This is a genomic window from Allopusillimonas soli (genome assembly GCF_004153445.1).
GTDB lineage: Bacteria > Pseudomonadota > Gammaproteobacteria > Burkholderiales > Burkholderiaceae_B > Allopusillimonas > Allopusillimonas soli.
Map to the genome: position 1 here is coordinate 237350 of NZ_SDQC01000001.1, position 15829 is coordinate 253178.

The window sequence follows — 15829 nt, forward strand, 5'->3', positions numbered from 1 at the left end:
AGATAAAATCGACTGGGGACATCGGCATTCCTTCCATTAGACGTGTTTCTTCGCAAAAACAAGTTTAATGAATGCTGATCGTCCCCCTTTTATGATGAAGAGCCCTTTTTTTCTGCCATCTCGGTGGGTATTGACCAAAAATTGACCGTCTCCGCAGGCTCTACCCCACCGCTTCAAATAGCCGCGCAGGCTCGCTTCCGAGCGGCCCAGCACCACATCGAACACCTTGTGGTGCCTCAAGTCGACCAGGGTGGTGGCGTAGCCCTTCTTGCGGCTGAAGAAATGCTCGTCAATGCCCAGCACCTGCGGACAACTTCGGCCAGAGAGCTCCGAGACCCGCTGCCCGATAAAGGACTGGTACCAGCGCTCGACGGTGGCGCTGCCGATCCAGTGCGTGCGCGTCAGTTGACGCTGGCTCACGCCCCCATCGTGGGCCTCGAAGACCTCCAGCCGATAGGCCTCGGTGGCCCGGCGCCGGGGCCGGATGCCCGCAAAGCGGTGGCGAAAATACCGATTGCAATCGGTGCAGTGGTACTTGGGCACCATTTCAATCACTCCATTGCTGAAGGCATACGCCAATGTAAGTACGAGTGTAAATACCTTCTTGCTATCGAACAAGATGATGATTTTGCAGGTCATTACTGCATCTGACGCATTAATGTATGTACTAGCGATTTCACAGATGCGCACGCTGGACGACTAGCCGATTGTTGATCCACGCTGTCGCCCAACCTCCCAAGACACTCCACCGCCACGCACTATCGCTGCAATCTGTTGCCCCAGCCGCTGCTCGATCACTGGCCTCCACGGCACTAGGCTGAATCCCTTGGCCAAAGCTTACTATCTGCAATCAGTCCAAATTTTCTTGAACGTAGCTCAAAAGAGATACAGAATAGAGCCCCCCAGCGCTGCTCGTGCCCATCGCTATCCAACGAGCCACTGCGCTGGGGTTGTGGTCCACATTCCCTTAAACTCCAAAGGTATCCTGACATGGTGGAAAAAGAAGCGTCTACATTCAAGACTACGCTGCTTCGCCCCGAGAATCCCGGCAAGGACGACTCATGGGCGTTTCTTGTCTTGCCAAAAGCCGTCAGTGACAAGCTGCCCAGGCGCGGCAGGACATCGGTACAGGGCACGCTTAATGGGCACGCATTTCAGGCCACGCTTGAGCCGGATGGGCAGCTTAGCCATTGGCTAAAGGTAAGCAAGAAACTGCAAAAGGCTGCGGCTGCATCGCCTGGAGACGTGGTTGCCGTTCAAATTGCTCCGGCCGATCCAGAGCCAGAACCGCAGTTGCCCGATGACCTGCAAGACGCCCTTGCCGCGGCTGCGGACGCTAAATCCACCTGGGAAGGCACGACAACCATTGCGCGACTTGACTGGATTCATTGGGTTGAATCGGCAAAGCAGGCCAAGACACGGCAACGCCGAGTCGAGAATGCCTGCGAGATGCTTGCGTCAGGCAAGAAGCGTGTTTGCTGTTTCGATCCCTCGGGTTACTACAGTAAAAGCCTTAGCGCGCCCAAGGCGAAGGATTAGCGCAATAGCAGCGCTTTTGAGCACCGGCAGTGTCGTATTCAATTTCATTTCACGCTGGTACAAAACGCCGATACACTGGTATTAATAAGCTTGTAACCCATTGAAGTTATTACGTATTTTGTATCGGGCACAAATCCCAACATCAGGGAAACGCCACCAGAATACAGGCTGTCCGATACCGCAAAGTTCGGGCAATTTTTACCCGAAAATATCTAAATTATTGATTTTCAAGAAATATTTATGACCTAAAGTGGGTTACATTTTAGCGCCAACGACAAGCTGCTAGACGAAATAGCTGGTGCACAAGACTGGCGCACAAACCGTCCAACAACCAGCGACATCCAACGTAATAGCTTGACATGACAGGCTGTCCGTCCTGAGTTGCTGAGCGTCAGCGCTTGGCCGCTGCGGCGTAGACCGCATTGCGTTCGCGCTTGCCGATGGCGACAACCACCACAACCACTTCCTCGTCACGTACTTCATAAGCCAACCTGTAGCCACTGGCTTTCAGCTTGATTTTGTAGCGGTCGGAATGGCCGGACAGCTTGGCAGCGTGCACGTGAGGGGCTTGCAGACGTTCGGTGAGTGTTTTCTTGAACGATTCACGCAAGGTACCGTCGAGCTTGTGCCACTCTTTCAAGGCCTCATCTTTGAATTTCAGCCTATAGCTCATCCAGTTGGACCTCGATTTCCGCCTGACTTTGGCGAGCATCGGCGATGGCGTTCAGTTCCAGGTCTTCCAAGCGGTTCAGCAAGACTTCATAGGCCTTGGCAGGAACGCAATAGAATGCAGGCTCGTTGCGATTGAGGATGGCTACAGGGAACCCTTCTCCCGCCGCCACGGTGCCCATTGGATTACGCTTGAGTTCAGAGACGCTGGCCGTCGTTTCCGCAAGTAGGGTGTGAGCCATAATTAGCCCCTTAAATAGAACCATTAAAAGTACTTATATTAGCGCTTTTAATAAAGCTTATCAACGGATAAGTATGCCGTGTTCTGCGAATTCAGGCTAGGGATGCGCAACCAAGAATTCCCAGGTGATCTCAGCTAGTTACGCCAGCCCAGACGAGCCTGGCATTTTGCTTTTCAGGCCCGGCCTGTTCACCAGGTGCCAACGCAGAAATTGGGTTGAGCACTTTGCGCTGCACTCATTGCCCTCCCGTATCTATGAACACTATGGGTGGTTATTGAGTTTGTGTAGACAATCGTGTAGTATTTTCGTATGAAAGTGGCGGGATTTGACTGGGATAGCGGGAATTGGCCAAAGTGCGGAAAGCACGGCGTATCCCAAGCCGAAATAGAACAGGTCATGCTCGGATCGCCCGCCGTCATGGCTGATCCTCACCCCAATGAATTACGTATGCGGGCCATCGGAAAAACACAAGCCAAGCGTTACGTCTTTCTGGTGTTCACGATTCGGGTTCAGGACGAACAACATAAGATCCGCCCAATTAGTGCTCGCTATATGCATCAAAAGGAAATTGACCATTATGAGCGCGAAACCAAAAATCATGCCGCCGCTGCGAAGCGATAAAGAGGCGGAAGACTTCGTGGCCGACGCAGATTTATCACAGTATGACCTATCAGGCTTCAAGCCGATGCACTTTGAAGTAGAGCCGAAATCTGCGTCACTCAACATGCGGCTACCTATCTCACTACTCGACGCGGTAAAAGCGCGGGCACGCGCCAAAGGTATCCCTTATACCCGGTATGTGCGTTTACTATTGGAATCAGATGTGGCGCGTCACCGCCACCGATGATCGGGACGTGGAAGACCGCGACTCCAGCGATCAGCACACCCCGGAAAGGAAGAACATGAACAAGGGGTACGTGCCCAGCGCCAAGCGCCAGGCAGAACGGGAGCATCAGGCAAGGCAAGATGCGGTGAACTACGCGCGAGCCTCGGTAGAGCTCGAAGGCTTCAAAATTTCCGCCGGATGCGAAGCGCAGGCCCAGCGATACATTAATAATGAAATCAGCTTGGCCGAGTTCGTAAACATGCCGGACAATGCAAATCAAGGCTTGGCATAGTGTAAGGTAGATAGGTGGCAATACAGAAGTAAGCCGCAGGTCTTTTTATACGCAAGGTAACGCTCGAGGGACTTAACATGCCTCAATAGCTACTGGCTGAAGGTGTAGTAGCAAGAAACAAAAACGTGAAGCATGTGAAGATGTTAGGAGGAAGGAGCAATGGGTTGAATAGCAGGATCATGGGATGTAGCGCTATCATATCGCCCTCCTGCGAGGGGATCTGATAGCCCTACCTCTCCTCCTAAAAACTACCCATGTTCCAAAGGTCTGATCATTAATGCGGACGCGCCACTGCCCTTCCTGCAACGGTATTTGTATTTCTACGCGTCGACCATACTATCCATAGCCCCAGCGTTGCGGCGAGGCCGCCGACCAGGAAGACGGACGCGTAGCCGGAATGATCCGCCAGCACGCCAACCACCGGAGCAGTTGCGCCATAGGCCAAGTCCTGGAAAGCCGCGAACCCGCCAACCGCCGTGCCGCGTAGATGCGGCGGCACTCGTTTGACGACCTCCGCTCCCATTGCCGGGAACACCATCGAGCAGCCAATTCCCGTCAACAGCGCGCCGGAAAATGCCGCGTACGGCCCTGGCGATAGCCACAAAAGATATTGCCCGCACGCCTCCACGAACAGCGAAACGATCGCCACGCGCGTGCCGCCTATTCGGTCGGGCAAATGGCCGCAAGCCAGCCGCACCACGACGAAGCCCACACCGAAGAAAGTTAGTCCAAGCCCCGCATAGGGCCAGCCACGGCTGAGAAAATAAAGCGAGCAAAATGCCCCCAGTGCGGCAAAGCCCACGCCTTGCAGTCCGACGGCAGCGCCCAGGCGCCAAATGCGCCCGATGATCCGCCAAAAAGGCTCCCGTTTTCCCGTATGGGTTTCCACTGCCGGCAGCCAATGAATAGCAATCAAGCCAATAATCGGCAATAACGCGCAGGCAGCCATCAGCCAGGCGAAGCCCAAATGCTTGAGCAGGGCCAGGCCCAGAGGGCCGCCGGCAGCAAAGGCACCGTACATCCCGATGCCCACCAGCGCCATGACCCGTCCCGAGCGCGCCTGCCCCATGAGGCCAATCGCCCAGTTAATCATGCCTATCATGGCCACGCTTTCCCCGAGCCCAAGAAGAAGACGGCCGATGATGAGTACCGTATAAGCCGCAGCCTCCGACAAGAGCGGCAGGCTTGCCATCAGGCAAACCAGGCTTGCCGCGGTATAAAGCAGGAGCCCCCGTTGCATGCAGAGCTTGCCGCCGAGGCGGTCGGACCACACACCTGCATAGCCACGCGTCAAAATGGTCGATAGAAAAGCAATGCCAACCGCAAGCCCTCCCAAGACATTGCCGAAGCCAAGCGTCTGGACGACATGGATGGGCACAGCGGGAAGTGACATGGCGACAGTCAGGTATGAAAGGAACAACGCGGCTGTCAAGGCAACCACTTGTCGATAGGCCTGATCAGGCCTTTTATCATCCTTCATCTGCAAACATCCTCCATTTGCGCCGAAGCGTGTGTCGGCACTTGGCCAAGGATGTCAGCCTTATAGTGCTTGGCGTACTCATTCTCGATTGCGGGAACAATCTTCTCGATCGTGAAGTAAAAACTCCAGAACTTCGTTTCCCGCAATTCATTAACGGCGCCGTTATAGTCCTCCAGGCTTGTTACGGTCCACACCATGACATCGGTGCAGTCGGCCGTAAACGCCTCGGAATCGTAGAAGGCCATCCTGGCGCCGGGATAGCGCGCAAGAATGGGATCAAGGACGTTCTTGCCGAAGGCGAAGCGTCCGTTCTCTCCGAGGGGCGGCAGCGCCAACCATTCAGGCGTGGTCTTGATAAGCCAGAAAATGGTCAAGGGATTGGCAGCCAGATCATATTGTGCGTTTTTTTCAGTCATTTGATTTCTCATTAAAGAAAAGCGATGTATGGCGGTCGCGGGCCTTATTTTGTTCAACCCACCCGCATGGACAGCTCTATACCGTCGGCGAACGGTATGGACATGTAGCCACTCTGCGCTGCGCGAACACGCGCCAGATACGCCGGGCAGAAATCGGCATTGTCCGCAACGACGAATGCATTGGGCTTTAACCGGTTTTCCATCAAGTCGAGGATGTCGGGATAGAGCGGTTTCGCGCCATCGAGCAGTAGCAGGTCAATGGCATCCGGCAGATCTGTACTCAGTGTCTTGAGCGCATCGCCTTCGCGAATTTCCACTAGATCCGACAATCCACCTTCAGCCAGATGCTCATGCGATCGCGCCACTTTGGACGGTTCGAACTCGCTGGTTATGATGCGGCCACCTCCATTGTCGCGAAGGGCGGCTGCGAGGTGCAGCGTCGAGATGCCAAAGGAAGTGCCGAACTCAACAATGTTGCGCGCACCGGTGCTGCGCACCAGCATGTAAAGCAGCAGCCCCGTTTCCCGGGATACCGGAAGCCACAAGTCTTTCATCAACCCGTACAGATGCAGATAGTCTGTTTTGCTATGCATCAGCCGGTCTCTCTCCTCATGCGAGAGTGCTGCAAAGGCAGGGCTGGTTGCTGCATCCGCCTCTGCGAACAGGCGATCCAGAAGCGGCGCAAGTGGGGCTGTATTCAAAGTATTCATTTAGCGGTCCTATCCGAGAAAAGCATGTTGTGTCCCGAAAAGAAATATACGATTAATTCGTCGCATTTTCTAATCGCATTCGCATGCGCTTGCTTAACGGATAGAACAACCTTTTGAATTTAATCAAGAAAATATTCAAAACAGGCACGCGCAACGAATCTGCCCATAGCGGTTTTGGAGGCGCTGTTCAGGTTTAGTCGTATGAGGCGCATACTGAGGACGCCTTGAGATGGCTGCAGTTATGCACGAAGCCCCGTCCAATACAACGTAAGGAGCGCGCACAAATGGCAAGAGATAGGATGCTCGCGACAGAAAAGCGCGTGGGGAAACGCTCTCCCGACACGCCCCGCACATTGCCGGAGACTGGAGACTGGAGATTGCGCTGGCGGCAGGCTTGCTTATGGAATGGCCACCCAGCCTCGGAATCTCATCATGAGAGCAGAAAACAGGCGATGTTTACCTGGTGGCCCAAGACTGTTGATGCCAGCTAGACAGCCTGCGTCCCCTCCCGCCCTTCAGCACGATTAGCTTCGCTGGCGTCTGGCGGAAGCGAACTGGCGGCATTGCCCGACAGAGCGGCGCTGAGACTGTACAGCGGCGAAAAAGATTCCGCCCGAGCCATGGGCCAGGCCGTGCGAAAAATCGTGTTGCGGAATTTTCCTTGCAGAAGTTCCCCTTTTTCCAGATCTGGGAACAGGGCCGCCAGCACCCGCACTTCTCCGCCAGGCGTGCGTGTGGCAATATGATGCGGTCTGAGCTCGCCAGGATGCCGCAAGCCCGCCGCCCCAAGCAGCTCGGCCAACGCCTGCAGTGTATTGCGATGAAAACTCGCAACGCGCACGGATTTGTCGCCGACAACGAGGGCTTCCTGACGCTTGGGATCCTGCGTTGTAACGCCGGTGGGGCATTTGCCCGTATGACAGGCCTGTGCCTGGATGCAGCCGATGGCGAACATGAAGCCGCGCGCGCTGTTGCACCAGTCGGCGCCCAGGGCAAGAATACGCGCCATGTCGAAAGCGCTGATGATCTTGCCGGAAGCGCCCAGCTTGATACGCTCTCGCAAGCCTATCCCGACCAAGGTATTGTGCACCAGGCGCAGCGCTTCGCGCAGCGGTGTGCCGACATGGTCCACGAACTCTATCGGCGCGGCTCCGGTGCCGCCTTCCGCACCATCGACCACGATGAAATCGGGCGTGACGCCAGTCTTGAGCATGGCCTTGGCAATGGCAAACCACTCCCAGGGATGGCCTATGCAGAGCTTGAAACCCACTGGCTTTCCGCCCGATAGCGCACGCAGGCGGACAATGAAATCCATGAGTTCAACGGGCGTGGTGAAGGCGCTGTGCTGGGCAGGCGAATTACAATCCTGCCATGCGGGTACCCCACGCGCGGCAGCGATTTCAGGTGTGACCTTGGGGCCGGGCAAAATACCGCCATGTCCAGGCTTGGCGCCTTGGGACAGCTTGATTTCTATCATCTTGACATTGTCCCGGGTCGCATACTCGGCGAACTTTTCCTCGGAAAAAGTGCCTTTGCCGTCGTTGCAGCCAAAATAGCCCGAGCCGATGTTCCATATCAGGTCGCCGCCATGCTCCAAATGGTAACGGCTGACGCCGCCCTCGCCCGTATCGTGCGCGAAGCCACCCAGTTCGGCGCCCTTGTTCAATGCACGCACGGCATTGGCGGACAAAGCGCCGAAACTCATGGCCGAGATATTCAGTACCGACAGCGAATATGGCTGGCTGCAGTCCGGACCGCCCACCGTGATGCGAAAATCACAATCTTCGGGGTGCGTGGGTTCCATGGAATGGTTGATCCATTCATAGCCAATCTGGTAGACGTCGCGCTGGGTGCCGAATGGACGCTTGTCGATCTGCCGTTTGGCACGCTGGTACACCAGGGAGCGGTCCACTCGGGAAAAGGGTTGCGACGTCGTATCATCCTCGAAGAAATATTGGCGCATTTCCGGCCGGATATACTCGAACAGAAACCGCAAATTGCCGATGACGGGGTAATTGCGGCGTATGGCATGCCGGGTCTGGCGCAGGTCCATGACGCCGACAGCGGTCAGCGCCGCACAGAGCGCCGCAGGCAGCAGCCAGGCTGCCGAGGCGAAAATTCCCAGTACCAGAAAGACCACCGTCGCGGTAATAATCACGTAAAACGCCGTATAGCGTGTCAGCAGCGGACTCATGTTGTCTCCAATGTTGCGGTATGTTGCACGATAACAGATGCGCCACGCAGTAAAATAGCCCTTCATTCAACGCAGGGACGACCTTGCCGCCGTTCGCAAGTATGGCGCATCATTTTCAGGGACGGCCCTGCGGAGAATCGAAAATGGCTGTTTCCAGCGCATGGATAATCCTCGTCATCGCCGGCTTCTTTGAAGTGGGCTGGGCTGTGGGGCTCAAATATACTGAAGGTTTCACCAGGCTGTGGCCGTCGCTGGCCACAGCGCTGTCCATGACCATCAGCCTCGGTCTCCTGGGGCTGGCTATGAAACAGCTGCCTCTTGGCACTGCTTATGCTGTATGGGTGGGCGTGGGCGCGGTCGGCACGGTGGTGCTTGGCATCGTCCTGTTCAAGGAGCCTGCCGGCGCCTTGCGGCTTGGCAGCGCCGGCCTTATTCTTACCGGCATCATTGGCCTGAAACTGGCCTCTTGAAGAAGAAGGAGAAGCGCGTGAACCAGACTATCAGGATCGCGGTGGGCGACTGGGCAAGCAGCAAGCATGATGCGGTCGCCATTCGCCAGGAAGTGTTTGTCGAGGAACAAAATGTGCCGGTTGAGCTCGAGTTGGATGGCCTGGACAGCGAATGCGTACACGCCGTAGCCTACAATGAGCAGGATCAGCCCATTGCAACGGGCCGCCTGCTGCCTGACGGCCATATTGGGCGGCTTGCCGTGCTGGCCGACTATCGTGGCACAGGGGTGGGATCAAAGATACTGGACACACTGGTCAATGAAGCGCGGCGCCGACGCCATATGGAAGTCGTCTTGTCTGCCCAGACGCATGCACGCAATTTTTATGCGCGCCACGGCTTTGTTGCGGAGGGTGGCACCTATATGGACGCCGGTATCGAGCATGTCACCATGCGTCATTCGCTGACAGCCTGACTACACTCCTTACCAGCGGGACAACCTCAGATGGCATCCACAGACAGCAGCATCGCGCAGGAAGTATGGCGCACCCTGTTGCAAGAGTTCTCCGACGTGGCCGATGCTAGCGACGTCACACGCATTGTCCTGCGCTTGAGTATGGCCGTCCTGCTGGGCGGCATCATAGGCTATGAGCGGGAATCCAAGGGCAAGGCCGCCGGTCTTCGCACGCACATGGTGGTGGCGCTTGGCGCCGCGCTCTTTGTCCTTGTGCCGCTGCAGCTCGGCATGGATACGCGCGACATGAGCCGTATCTACCAGGGGGTGATTGCAGGTATAGGCTTTCTCGGTGCCGGCGCCATCATCAAGCTAAGCGAAAGCCAGCGCGTGCAGGGCTTGACGACGGCGGCTTCCATTTGGCTGGTCGCCGCCATCGGACTTGCAGCGGGGAGCGGCCTGGAAATGACCGCCATTCTTGCAACGTTGATTGCGTTGCCCATATTGGCGCTGCTAAGCGGCCTGGAGCCGCTTATCGACAATTCGCGTGAATGAGGCGAACGAGACGAGATTGCGAGACTGTTCAGGCCAGTTCGCGATGGCGCTCAAAAACCAAATGGCCTCCTTTGAGTACGAGTGCCATATCCCGTGAGCCCCAGTCTTGTGCACGAATGCGGCTTCGCAGGGCAGACAGTGCCTCGTCTTTCTGGCCGTCAATAACGGATTCCGCAACGGTGACTTTGGTGCAGCCGTCGTTCAGGTGCAGGACGCATCCCTCGTTCTGATAATCGTAGGCAACGATGCGGCCTTCGATTCCCTTGTTGAGCTCACCCACAAACTTTCCGTAACGCATAGGCCCTCCGTTTGTTTCGATGTGCTGGGACTTCCACGTTAAGGGGCTTGCAGGCAGCGAATCATCGCAATTTCGTGCTACTTGATTCGGGTTGTTACGGGAAAACCCGTAGACACCCCAAGATCAGGCAATGCATCTGGTGTAAATGCTTGATGCCATAGCAGAAATTATAGATATCGCACTATTCCGAAAATTTCAGCAACAATTCCTCTTTACTGGGCGTTACAAGGCCAGTTGCCTGCGCGCTTCCATGTACCCCATCCTGAGGCGGGAAACAATCTCGGCCACGGTGGGAATATCGTCGATCTGCCCGACGCCCTGCCCCGCGCCCCAGATATCCTTCCAAGCCTTGGACTTGGATCCGCCCGATTTGAAATTCATCTGACTCTTGTCCGATACAGGCAGATTGTCGGGATCAAGACCCGCGCGAACGATGCTGGCGCGCACATAGTTGCCGTGCACGCCCGAGAACAAGTTGCTGTAGATGATGTCGGCGGCAGCCGAGTCGACCAGCGCCTGCTTGTATTCAGGCGCCGCATGCGCCTCCTGGCTGGCAATGAAACGCGTGCCGATATAGGCAAGGTCAGCGCCCATGGCCTGGGCAGCCAGGATGCCGTTTCCGGTCGAGATGGCGCCAGACAATATCAGCGGCCCGTCAAAATGCCGGCGCACTTCACCAACCAGCGCAAAGGGAGACATGGTGCCAGCGTGGCCACCCGCACCCGCCGCAACCAGAATCAAGCCGTCAACCCCAGCATCGATGGCCTTGCGCGCATGACGCAGGTTGATGACATCATGGAGCACGATGCCTCCATAGGCATGGACGGCATCGATCAATTCGGGCACGGGCGCCCTGAGCGAAGTGATCAGGATGGGGACTTCATGCTTGACGCAGGTCTCGGTATCCTGCTGCAGACGCGGATTGGAACTGTGCACGATAAGATTGACGGCGATCGGTCCCACAACGGCATCGGGATTGGCCTGCCTGTATATGGCAAGATCCTGGCCGATATGCGTGAGCCATTCATCGAAGAGTTCAGGCTGCCGCGCATTGAGGGCGGGCATGGCTCCGACAATACCCGCCTTGCATTGCGCCAGCACCAGTTCCGGATAGCTGACCGTGAACATGGGTGCCGACATTACGGGCAGGGCCAGGTTCTGCAGGACGGCGGGGAGGCGGGGAGCAGCAGACATAAGCATGATATCTCCGGATCGTGGAGGGCCGGCCAAACACCGGCGCGGAGTTTGAATGGGAAATGGAGACGGCAGCGCGGCGACAGCCTAGCTGGCGCGCGCCTGCGCACCTTGCCTGGTCAGCACCAGCACATCGCTTTCGCCCGCCTGCACGACATCGCCGTGCTGGTTCACGAGTTCGAACCGGCGCCCCAGCTTGCCGCTGTTGCCGCTCTTGCCGGGCTCCACGCTGGTGATTGTAAGGCGCAAATGTATTGTGTCGTTCACGAACAGCGGCGCAAGAAACTGCCAGTTTCGGAAGCCCAGCATCGCGATGACCGAATCGTGGAAAATGCCCAGCTCATGCAGCATACCCGTGCTGACGGCCATGCCCAGAACGCCATGGACAACACGCTGTCCAAACCGGGTCGTGCGCGCGTAAGCCTCGTTGGCGTGGATGGGATTCCAGTCCCCCGACAGCATGGAAAAAAAGGTCAGATCTGCTTCGGTGATGGTGCGGCCTCCGCTTTCGAATACCTGATCGGGAGCAAAGTCTTCAAGATAATACGTGGTCATGCCTTTTCCATAATGCGTTCCCGCGCCATGTCGCGTAACTTGGCGCGCTGTATCTTCACGCCATTCGAGCTCTGCGTCGTGGGAAACCGGTCAACCTGCCAAATGTATGCCGGCACTTTGAAGGCCGCCAACCCGCCGGCAACGCTGCTTTTGAGCCTCTCTTCATCCAATGCGGCGCCAGGCGCCATGATGACAAAGGCTGCACAGCGCACTTGCGTGCCAACGTCCGCGGCGACAACCTGGGCATCCGCAACCCCAGGCTGCTGTTTGAGTTCGTTTTCGATTTCAGTGGGATCGACCAGAAAACCTGCCAGACGTATTGCATCGCCATGACGGGTCAAATAGACAAAGCTGCCATCACCGCGCAGGTAACCGACATCCCCACTGCGGAAGTAGCCCTCTTCGTCTATGGCTTTGCGATTAGCTTCGGGGTTGTCCAGATAGCCGGCAAAATTCGTGTCGGCACGAAACTCAAGCAAACCCGTCTGTCCTGACGAGAGAAGCTCCCCTGTTTCCACATCCCGCACACGGATGTGCGCATCGGGATTACACGGCATGCCGCCACCCTTGAGACGCTCCGTCAAGGGCAGTGAAACCGGACTGAAGGAAAACAGCGCCTGGACCTCGCTGGAGCCATACAGGCCGGCCATCGGAATATGACGGCGCCAGGCTTCCTCGCCTAATGCCTGCGTGCCGGGATGAAATGCCGCGAAGCAGCATAGGCGCAGGCTGGGGAATGGCCTGTCGCCCGTCGGCGCCGCATCCATGATGCGGCGAAACATTTCATCGCTGCCGAACACATGCGTGATGCGCTGCGCGATCATCTGCTTTACGGCATCGGCGGCATCGAATGTATCCTGCAGCACTACAGGACATCCGCCAGCAAAGGCGCCAAGTACGCTGTCAAAACCAAACACGCCGCAAAACGGCAAGGTGGCAAGAAGCTTAGCGCCATCGTCCTCCAGCCCGAAGCTGCGCGCCACATGTTGAGCATGCGTGGTGACACTGTATTGTGTGTGCACGACAAGCTTGGGACCGCTGGTCGTACCCGACGTGGTGAAGATAATATTGCTTGACTGGGCGCTGCCCGCCACGGACGGCACGGCGCCATCATTCAGCGCATCCAGATCGAAAGCCACCACCGGTTTGTCCAGAAGTCGCTCCGGCAGGGCATCCGCCCCCTTGCGGACAATAACAATGCGCTCGAGTTGCGCTGCCGCGGCCTCGTCCATGCCTGCCAGGACGGCGAAAAAATCGATCTTGCGAAAATTCAGCTCCAGCACCAGCATCCGGGCACGCGAATGCTCCAGGATATGTGCCAACTCGTGAGCGCGATAGCGTGTATTGACCGTCACCAGTACAGCGCCCAGATGACTCAGCGCAAAATACATGGCCAGCCATTCGATGCGATTGACCAGCCAGACCGCCACGCGGTCGCCTTCGCCTATGCCCTGTTCCGCCAGCCAAGCCGCGGTTCCGCGGCAGAGCCGATCAAACTCCCGGTAAGTGATGCGGTGGTTTCCATCGATGAAGGCGATGGCATCCGGGCGTTTGGCGTGCTGGCGGGCAAGCAGTGCGGGCACGCTGGCGGGGCGTTGCATATCAGTAAAGCTCCATGAGTTTGGCATTGTCGGCCAGATCCTGCGGCAGGGCTTCGCGAATAATGGCCCCCGATTTCATGACGATGACCCTATCGGAAATCTTGAGTGCTTCCTTTACATTCTGCTCGACCAGGAGAATGGACATGCCGGTGCGCTGCTGCAGTGTGCGTATGGGCTGCAGCAGGTCTTGAAACAGCTTCGGCGCCAGTCCTATGGAAGGTTCATCCATCAGCAGGCAGCGCGGCTGACTAAGCAACGCGCGTCCTATGGATACGATCTGCTGCTGTCCACCAGAGAGCGTGCCGGCTCGTTGCTGATAGAAGGTTTTCAGCGCAGGCAGCACGGACATGACCCATTCAAGCCGCTGCGGTCGCTGTTCCTTTGGAATACCCGCGGCCCACATGCCCATGCTCATGGTCTCGGCGACGGTCAACCCAGGAAACACGCCTCGTCCCTCCGGCACCAGAGATACGCCCGCCGCGGTCAGGGCGCGGGGCTGAACCACTGCCAGGTCGCGGCCATCGAGCAGAATGCGCCCTGCCTGCCTCGGCACCAGGCCAAAGAGTGTCTTGAGCAAGGTCGATTTGCCGGCACCATTGTGGCCGATCAAACACAGCACCTCGCCAGGGCGCAGCGCAAAGTCGAAACCATCCAGTACGGGCCGCCCGCCGTATCCCACCACAAGCCCATCGGTCTGCAGCACAGCGGCCGTCATGCCTGATCTCCAAAATAAATCGCCGCCAAGTGCGGATCTTTCAGAACCCTGTCCGGATCATCGTCGGCCAGCAGGGTGCCCTGATCCAGAAAGGCAATACGATCGGACACGCCAATGACAATGTCCAGATTGTGCTCGATGATACATACGGTGACGCCGCCCTCCACTTCCGCGCGCAGCAACTTGAGGAAACGGTCGTATGAGCTTCGGTCCAGGCCGGATGCAGGCTCGTCCAGCAGCCACATCCGGGCGTCCGAGGCCATGATGCGCGCCAGGCTCAGGAACTTGCGCTCGGCATAAGCCAGGTCTATGGCGCGCGAGCGCGCCTTGGACGACAGGCCGGTACGCGCCAGGATGCGCGCCACCTTATCCTCACGCTCGCGACGTTTTACGCGTCCGCCCGGTTGCCACAGCCAGGACACTGGCTCCATCACGGTCAGCACGTTCTCCTCCACCGTCATATGGTCGAACAGGCGCAAATCCTGAAAGGTGCGCGCAATGCCCTGGCGCGCAATCTGCCAGTGCGGCAGCCCCACGATGGATGTGCCGCGCCACAGGATGTCGCCGCCGGTCGGTTTCAGATGGCCCGTGATCAGATTGAAGAGCGTTGTCTTGCCGGCGCCATTCGGACCGACCAAAGTGGTCACGATGCCGGCACGCATGTCCAGGCTGACATCGTTAGTCACCTGAAGCCCGCCGAAATTCTTGCGCAGACCGCTGATGCGCAGCAGCACCTCCCTGTCTTCGTAGTTCATCCCACCTCCTTCGCGCGGGATGAACCCACCAGGCCACCAGGGCGGAAGATCATCAGCAACACCATGGCGAGTCCGTATGCAATCTGCTGGATGGCGCCCACTTCCGTGGACGGCAGGAAGGACATGTAGCTGAATGCGCTGGGCAGCAGCATAAGTATGCACGTACCCACAATGGGGCCGAGCAGCGTCCCCGTGCCGCCGATAATAACCATGGCCATGAGCAGGACCGACGTGTCCAACGTAAAGCTTTCCACGTTGATGAAACCCAGGTAAAAGGCATACAAAGCGCCCGCTATGGCCGCCAGCGCCGACGAAACAATGACCGACAATGTCTTGATGACGGCCACGTTCTTGCCGAAGGCGTGCGCGGCGGATTCACTGTCGCGTATGGCCTTGAGATTACGGCCGAAGCTTGACCGCAGCAGAATGTTGGTGATGGCAATGACCAGAACCAGGCAGGCCACCGCGAGCACCGTGAACTGCCTGGGATCGGCCAGCGCATAACCGAAAATGTCGGCCGGTGGAATGCCTATGATCCCGCCCAGGCCGCCTGTGAACGACTTCCACTCTGCGAAGATGGTCACGCCAAGCACTTGCAGCCCCAGCGACGCCGCCACGAAATATTCGCCGCGCACGCGCAGCGCCGGCAGCGCCAGGACAAGAGACAGCAGCCCCGCCGCCGCCATGGCTATCGGCACAGCTATGAATAGCGACGCCGTATAGTGCAGGGCTATGAATGCCGCCACGTAGGCACCCACGCCAAAGAAGACGGCGTGGGCCATGGAGAAGATCCCCGCATAACCCATGATGAAGTTCAGCGTGATGGCAAGTACCGCGTTGATGCTGATCAGGGTGACGAGGTTGAGGATATAGGCGAGCATGTACCG

21 protein-coding genes and 1 pseudogene are annotated in these 15829 nt (G+C 57.4%); 7 read left to right on the forward strand and 15 right to left on the reverse strand.

All coding sequences use genetic code 11. The annotated features are described in order from the left end of the window. Positions 1 to 36: 36 nt before the first annotated feature. Both ERD78_RS19875 and ERD78_RS01095 read right to left on the reverse strand, forming a co-directional pair. Entirely contained in the window at positions 37 to 639 is a 603-nt protein-coding gene (locus ERD78_RS19875) for a transposase (RefSeq protein ID WP_209019930.1), read from the reverse strand. Between the two features lie 60 nt (positions 640 to 699). Beyond that, positions 700 to 822 (reverse strand): annotated as a pseudogene (locus ERD78_RS01095) (DUF3363 domain-containing protein); the annotation flags it as partial. Positions 823 to 990: 168 nt separating this feature from the next. Between ERD78_RS01095 and ERD78_RS01100 the strand changes: the two are divergent. Continuing rightward, entirely contained in the window at positions 991 to 1539 is a 549-nt protein-coding gene (locus tag ERD78_RS01100; protein ID WP_129967331.1) for a YdeI/OmpD-associated family protein, read from the forward strand. Between the two features lie 391 nt (positions 1540 to 1930). Here ERD78_RS01100 and ERD78_RS01105 read toward each other — a convergent pair whose 3' ends face one another. Both ERD78_RS01105 and ERD78_RS01110 read right to left on the reverse strand, forming a co-directional pair. Next, positions 1931 to 2212 (reverse strand): type II toxin-antitoxin system RelE family toxin, encoded by a 282-nt coding sequence (locus tag ERD78_RS01105; RefSeq protein WP_129967332.1) that lies wholly within the window; start codon positions 2210 to 2212, stop codon positions 1931 to 1933. Continuing rightward, positions 2202 to 2450, reverse strand: coding sequence for a type II toxin-antitoxin system Phd/YefM family antitoxin (locus ERD78_RS01110; protein WP_129967333.1), 249 nt, complete (start codon positions 2448 to 2450; stop codon positions 2202 to 2204). Before ERD78_RS01110 ends, ERD78_RS01105 begins: the two co-directional genes overlap by 11 nt. Positions 2451 to 2759: 309 nt before the next feature. Here ERD78_RS01110 and ERD78_RS01115 point away from each other — a divergent pair, with 309 nt between their 5' ends. The 3 genes from ERD78_RS01115 to ERD78_RS01125 are packed head-to-tail and all read left to right on the forward strand — an operon-like array spanning position 2760 to position 3568. Continuing rightward, the gene (locus ERD78_RS01115; RefSeq protein WP_129967334.1) at positions 2760 to 3071 is read left to right on the forward strand and encodes a BrnT family toxin; all 312 of its coding nucleotides are present in this window, start codon (positions 2760 to 2762) and stop codon (positions 3069 to 3071) included. Continuing rightward, positions 3028 to 3297, forward strand: a complete 270-nt coding sequence (locus ERD78_RS01120; RefSeq protein WP_129967335.1) for a CopG family antitoxin — start codon at positions 3028 to 3030, stop codon at positions 3295 to 3297. Before ERD78_RS01115 ends, ERD78_RS01120 begins: the two co-directional genes overlap by 44 nt. A gap of 7 nt (positions 3298 to 3304) precedes the next feature. Beyond that, on the forward strand, positions 3305 to 3568 hold the full coding sequence (locus ERD78_RS01125; protein ID WP_245152288.1) for an antitoxin VbhA family protein: 264 nt from the start codon (positions 3305 to 3307) through the stop codon (positions 3566 to 3568). Positions 3569 to 3842: 274 nt separating this feature from the next. Here ERD78_RS01125 and ERD78_RS01130 read toward each other — a convergent pair whose 3' ends face one another. From ERD78_RS01130 to ERD78_RS01145, 4 genes are all read right to left on the reverse strand, one after another. Then, positions 3843 to 5048, reverse strand: coding sequence for an MFS transporter (locus tag ERD78_RS01130; protein ID WP_129967336.1), 1206 nt, complete (start codon positions 5046 to 5048; stop codon positions 3843 to 3845). After that, positions 5045 to 5464, reverse strand: coding sequence for a darcynin family protein (locus tag ERD78_RS01135; protein ID WP_129967337.1), 420 nt, complete (start codon positions 5462 to 5464; stop codon positions 5045 to 5047). Before ERD78_RS01135 ends, ERD78_RS01130 begins: the two co-directional genes overlap by 4 nt. Before the next feature lie 53 nt (positions 5465 to 5517). Further along, positions 5518 to 6174, reverse strand: a complete 657-nt coding sequence (locus ERD78_RS01140) for an O-methyltransferase (RefSeq protein ID WP_129967338.1) — start codon at positions 6172 to 6174, stop codon at positions 5518 to 5520. 487 nt (positions 6175 to 6661) lie between these two features. Next, the gene (locus ERD78_RS01145) at positions 6662 to 8368 is read right to left on the reverse strand and encodes an FMN-binding glutamate synthase family protein (RefSeq protein ID WP_129967339.1); all 1707 of its coding nucleotides are present in this window, start codon (positions 8366 to 8368) and stop codon (positions 6662 to 6664) included. A gap of 143 nt (positions 8369 to 8511) precedes the next feature. Between ERD78_RS01145 and sugE the strand changes: the two genes are divergently transcribed. Genes sugE through ERD78_RS01160 form a run of 3 tightly spaced genes read left to right on the forward strand, consistent with a single transcriptional unit; the run spans position 8512 to position 9824 of the window. After that, complete coding sequence (gene sugE, locus ERD78_RS01150) at positions 8512 to 8838, forward strand: quaternary ammonium compound efflux SMR transporter SugE (RefSeq protein ID WP_129967340.1); 327 nt, start codon at positions 8512 to 8514, stop codon at positions 8836 to 8838. Positions 8839 to 8855: 17 nt separating this feature from the next. Next, positions 8856 to 9290, forward strand: coding sequence for a GNAT family N-acetyltransferase (locus ERD78_RS01155; protein WP_129967341.1), 435 nt, complete (start codon positions 8856 to 8858; stop codon positions 9288 to 9290). Positions 9291 to 9320: 30 nt separating this feature from the next. Next, positions 9321 to 9824, forward strand: a complete 504-nt coding sequence (locus tag ERD78_RS01160; RefSeq protein WP_129967342.1) for an MgtC/SapB family protein — start codon at positions 9321 to 9323, stop codon at positions 9822 to 9824. Between the two features lie 28 nt (positions 9825 to 9852). Here the strand turns inward: ERD78_RS01160 and ERD78_RS01165 are convergent, their stop codons facing one another. The 7 genes from ERD78_RS01165 to ERD78_RS01195 form a co-directional block, all read right to left on the reverse strand. Beyond that, positions 9853 to 10122 carry a hypothetical protein gene (locus ERD78_RS01165; protein WP_129967343.1) on the reverse strand — a complete coding sequence of 90 codons (270 nt, stop codon included), beginning with the start codon at positions 10120 to 10122 and terminating at the stop codon, positions 9853 to 9855. A gap of 222 nt (positions 10123 to 10344) precedes the next feature. Further along, a complete protein-coding gene (locus ERD78_RS01170; RefSeq protein WP_129968272.1) occupies positions 10345 to 11316 on the reverse strand; it encodes an NAD(P)H-dependent flavin oxidoreductase in 972 nt (323 codons plus the stop codon). Positions 11317 to 11403: 87 nt separating this feature from the next. Beyond that, a complete protein-coding gene (locus ERD78_RS01175) occupies positions 11404 to 11871 on the reverse strand; it encodes a MaoC/PaaZ C-terminal domain-containing protein (protein ID WP_129967344.1) in 468 nt (155 codons plus the stop codon). Then, positions 11868 to 13472 carry an AMP-binding protein gene (locus ERD78_RS01180; RefSeq protein ID WP_167668805.1) on the reverse strand — a complete coding sequence of 535 codons (1605 nt, stop codon included), beginning with the start codon at positions 13470 to 13472 and terminating at the stop codon, positions 11868 to 11870. The genes ERD78_RS01175 and ERD78_RS01180 overlap by 4 nt, the downstream gene beginning before the upstream one ends. A 1-nt stretch (position 13473) precedes the next feature. After that, positions 13474 to 14187, reverse strand: a complete 714-nt coding sequence (locus ERD78_RS01185; RefSeq protein WP_129967346.1) for an ABC transporter ATP-binding protein — start codon at positions 14185 to 14187, stop codon at positions 13474 to 13476. Then, the gene (locus tag ERD78_RS01190) at positions 14184 to 14942 is read right to left on the reverse strand and encodes an ABC transporter ATP-binding protein (RefSeq protein ID WP_129967347.1); all 759 of its coding nucleotides are present in this window, start codon (positions 14940 to 14942) and stop codon (positions 14184 to 14186) included. The genes ERD78_RS01185 and ERD78_RS01190 overlap by 4 nt, the downstream gene beginning before the upstream one ends. Further along, the gene (locus tag ERD78_RS01195) at positions 14939 to 15823 is read right to left on the reverse strand and encodes a branched-chain amino acid ABC transporter permease (protein ID WP_129967348.1); all 885 of its coding nucleotides are present in this window, start codon (positions 15821 to 15823) and stop codon (positions 14939 to 14941) included. The genes ERD78_RS01190 and ERD78_RS01195 overlap by 4 nt, the downstream gene beginning before the upstream one ends. Between the last annotated feature and the right edge of the window lie 6 nt (positions 15824 to 15829).

Excerpts from the sequence above, each read along its gene's own strand:
- ERD78_RS01185 (WP_129967346.1), bottom strand. The coding sequence starts at position 14,187 with ATGACGGCCGCTGTGCTGCAGACCGATGGGCTTGTGGTGGGATACGGC.
- ERD78_RS01165 (WP_129967343.1), bottom strand. The coding sequence starts at position 10,122 with ATGCGTTACGGAAAGTTTGTGGGTGAGCTCAACAAGGGAATCGAAGGC.
- ERD78_RS19875 (WP_209019930.1), bottom strand. The coding sequence starts at position 639 with ATGACCTGCAAAATCATCATCTTGTTCGATAGCAAGAAGGTATTTACA.
- ERD78_RS01115 (WP_129967334.1), top strand. The coding sequence starts at position 2,760 with ATGAAAGTGGCGGGATTTGACTGGGATAGCGGGAATTGGCCAAAGTGC.
- ERD78_RS01105 (WP_129967332.1), bottom strand. The coding sequence starts at position 2,212 with ATGAGCTATAGGCTGAAATTCAAAGATGAGGCCTTGAAAGAGTGGCAC.
- sugE (WP_129967340.1), top strand. The coding sequence starts at position 8,512 with ATGGCTGTTTCCAGCGCATGGATAATCCTCGTCATCGCCGGCTTCTTT.
- ERD78_RS01175 (WP_129967344.1), bottom strand. The coding sequence starts at position 11,871 with ATGACCACGTATTATCTTGAAGACTTTGCTCCCGATCAGGTATTCGAA.
- ERD78_RS01160 (WP_129967342.1), top strand. The coding sequence starts at position 9,321 with ATGGCATCCACAGACAGCAGCATCGCGCAGGAAGTATGGCGCACCCTG.
- ERD78_RS01140 (WP_129967338.1), bottom strand. The coding sequence starts at position 6,174 with ATGAATACTTTGAATACAGCCCCACTTGCGCCGCTTCTGGATCGCCTG.
- ERD78_RS01120 (WP_129967335.1), top strand. The coding sequence starts at position 3,028 with ATGAGCGCGAAACCAAAAATCATGCCGCCGCTGCGAAGCGATAAAGAG.
- ERD78_RS01110 (WP_129967333.1), bottom strand. The coding sequence starts at position 2,450 with ATGGCTCACACCCTACTTGCGGAAACGACGGCCAGCGTCTCTGAACTC.
- ERD78_RS01145 (WP_129967339.1), bottom strand. The coding sequence starts at position 8,368 with ATGAGTCCGCTGCTGACACGCTATACGGCGTTTTACGTGATTATTACC.
- ERD78_RS01190 (WP_129967347.1), bottom strand. The coding sequence starts at position 14,942 with ATGAACTACGAAGACAGGGAGGTGCTGCTGCGCATCAGCGGTCTGCGC.
- ERD78_RS01135 (WP_129967337.1), bottom strand. The coding sequence starts at position 5,464 with ATGACTGAAAAAAACGCACAATATGATCTGGCTGCCAATCCCTTGACC.
- ERD78_RS01195 (WP_129967348.1), bottom strand. The coding sequence starts at position 15,823 with ATGCTCGCCTATATCCTCAACCTCGTCACCCTGATCAGCATCAACGCG.
- ERD78_RS01180 (WP_167668805.1), bottom strand. The coding sequence starts at position 13,472 with ATGCAACGCCCCGCCAGCGTGCCCGCACTGCTTGCCCGCCAGCACGCC.
- ERD78_RS01130 (WP_129967336.1), bottom strand. The coding sequence starts at position 5,048 with ATGAAGGATGATAAAAGGCCTGATCAGGCCTATCGACAAGTGGTTGCC.
- ERD78_RS01100 (WP_129967331.1), top strand. The coding sequence starts at position 991 with ATGGTGGAAAAAGAAGCGTCTACATTCAAGACTACGCTGCTTCGCCCC.
- ERD78_RS01170 (WP_129968272.1), bottom strand. The coding sequence starts at position 11,316 with ATGTCTGCTGCTCCCCGCCTCCCCGCCGTCCTGCAGAACCTGGCCCTG.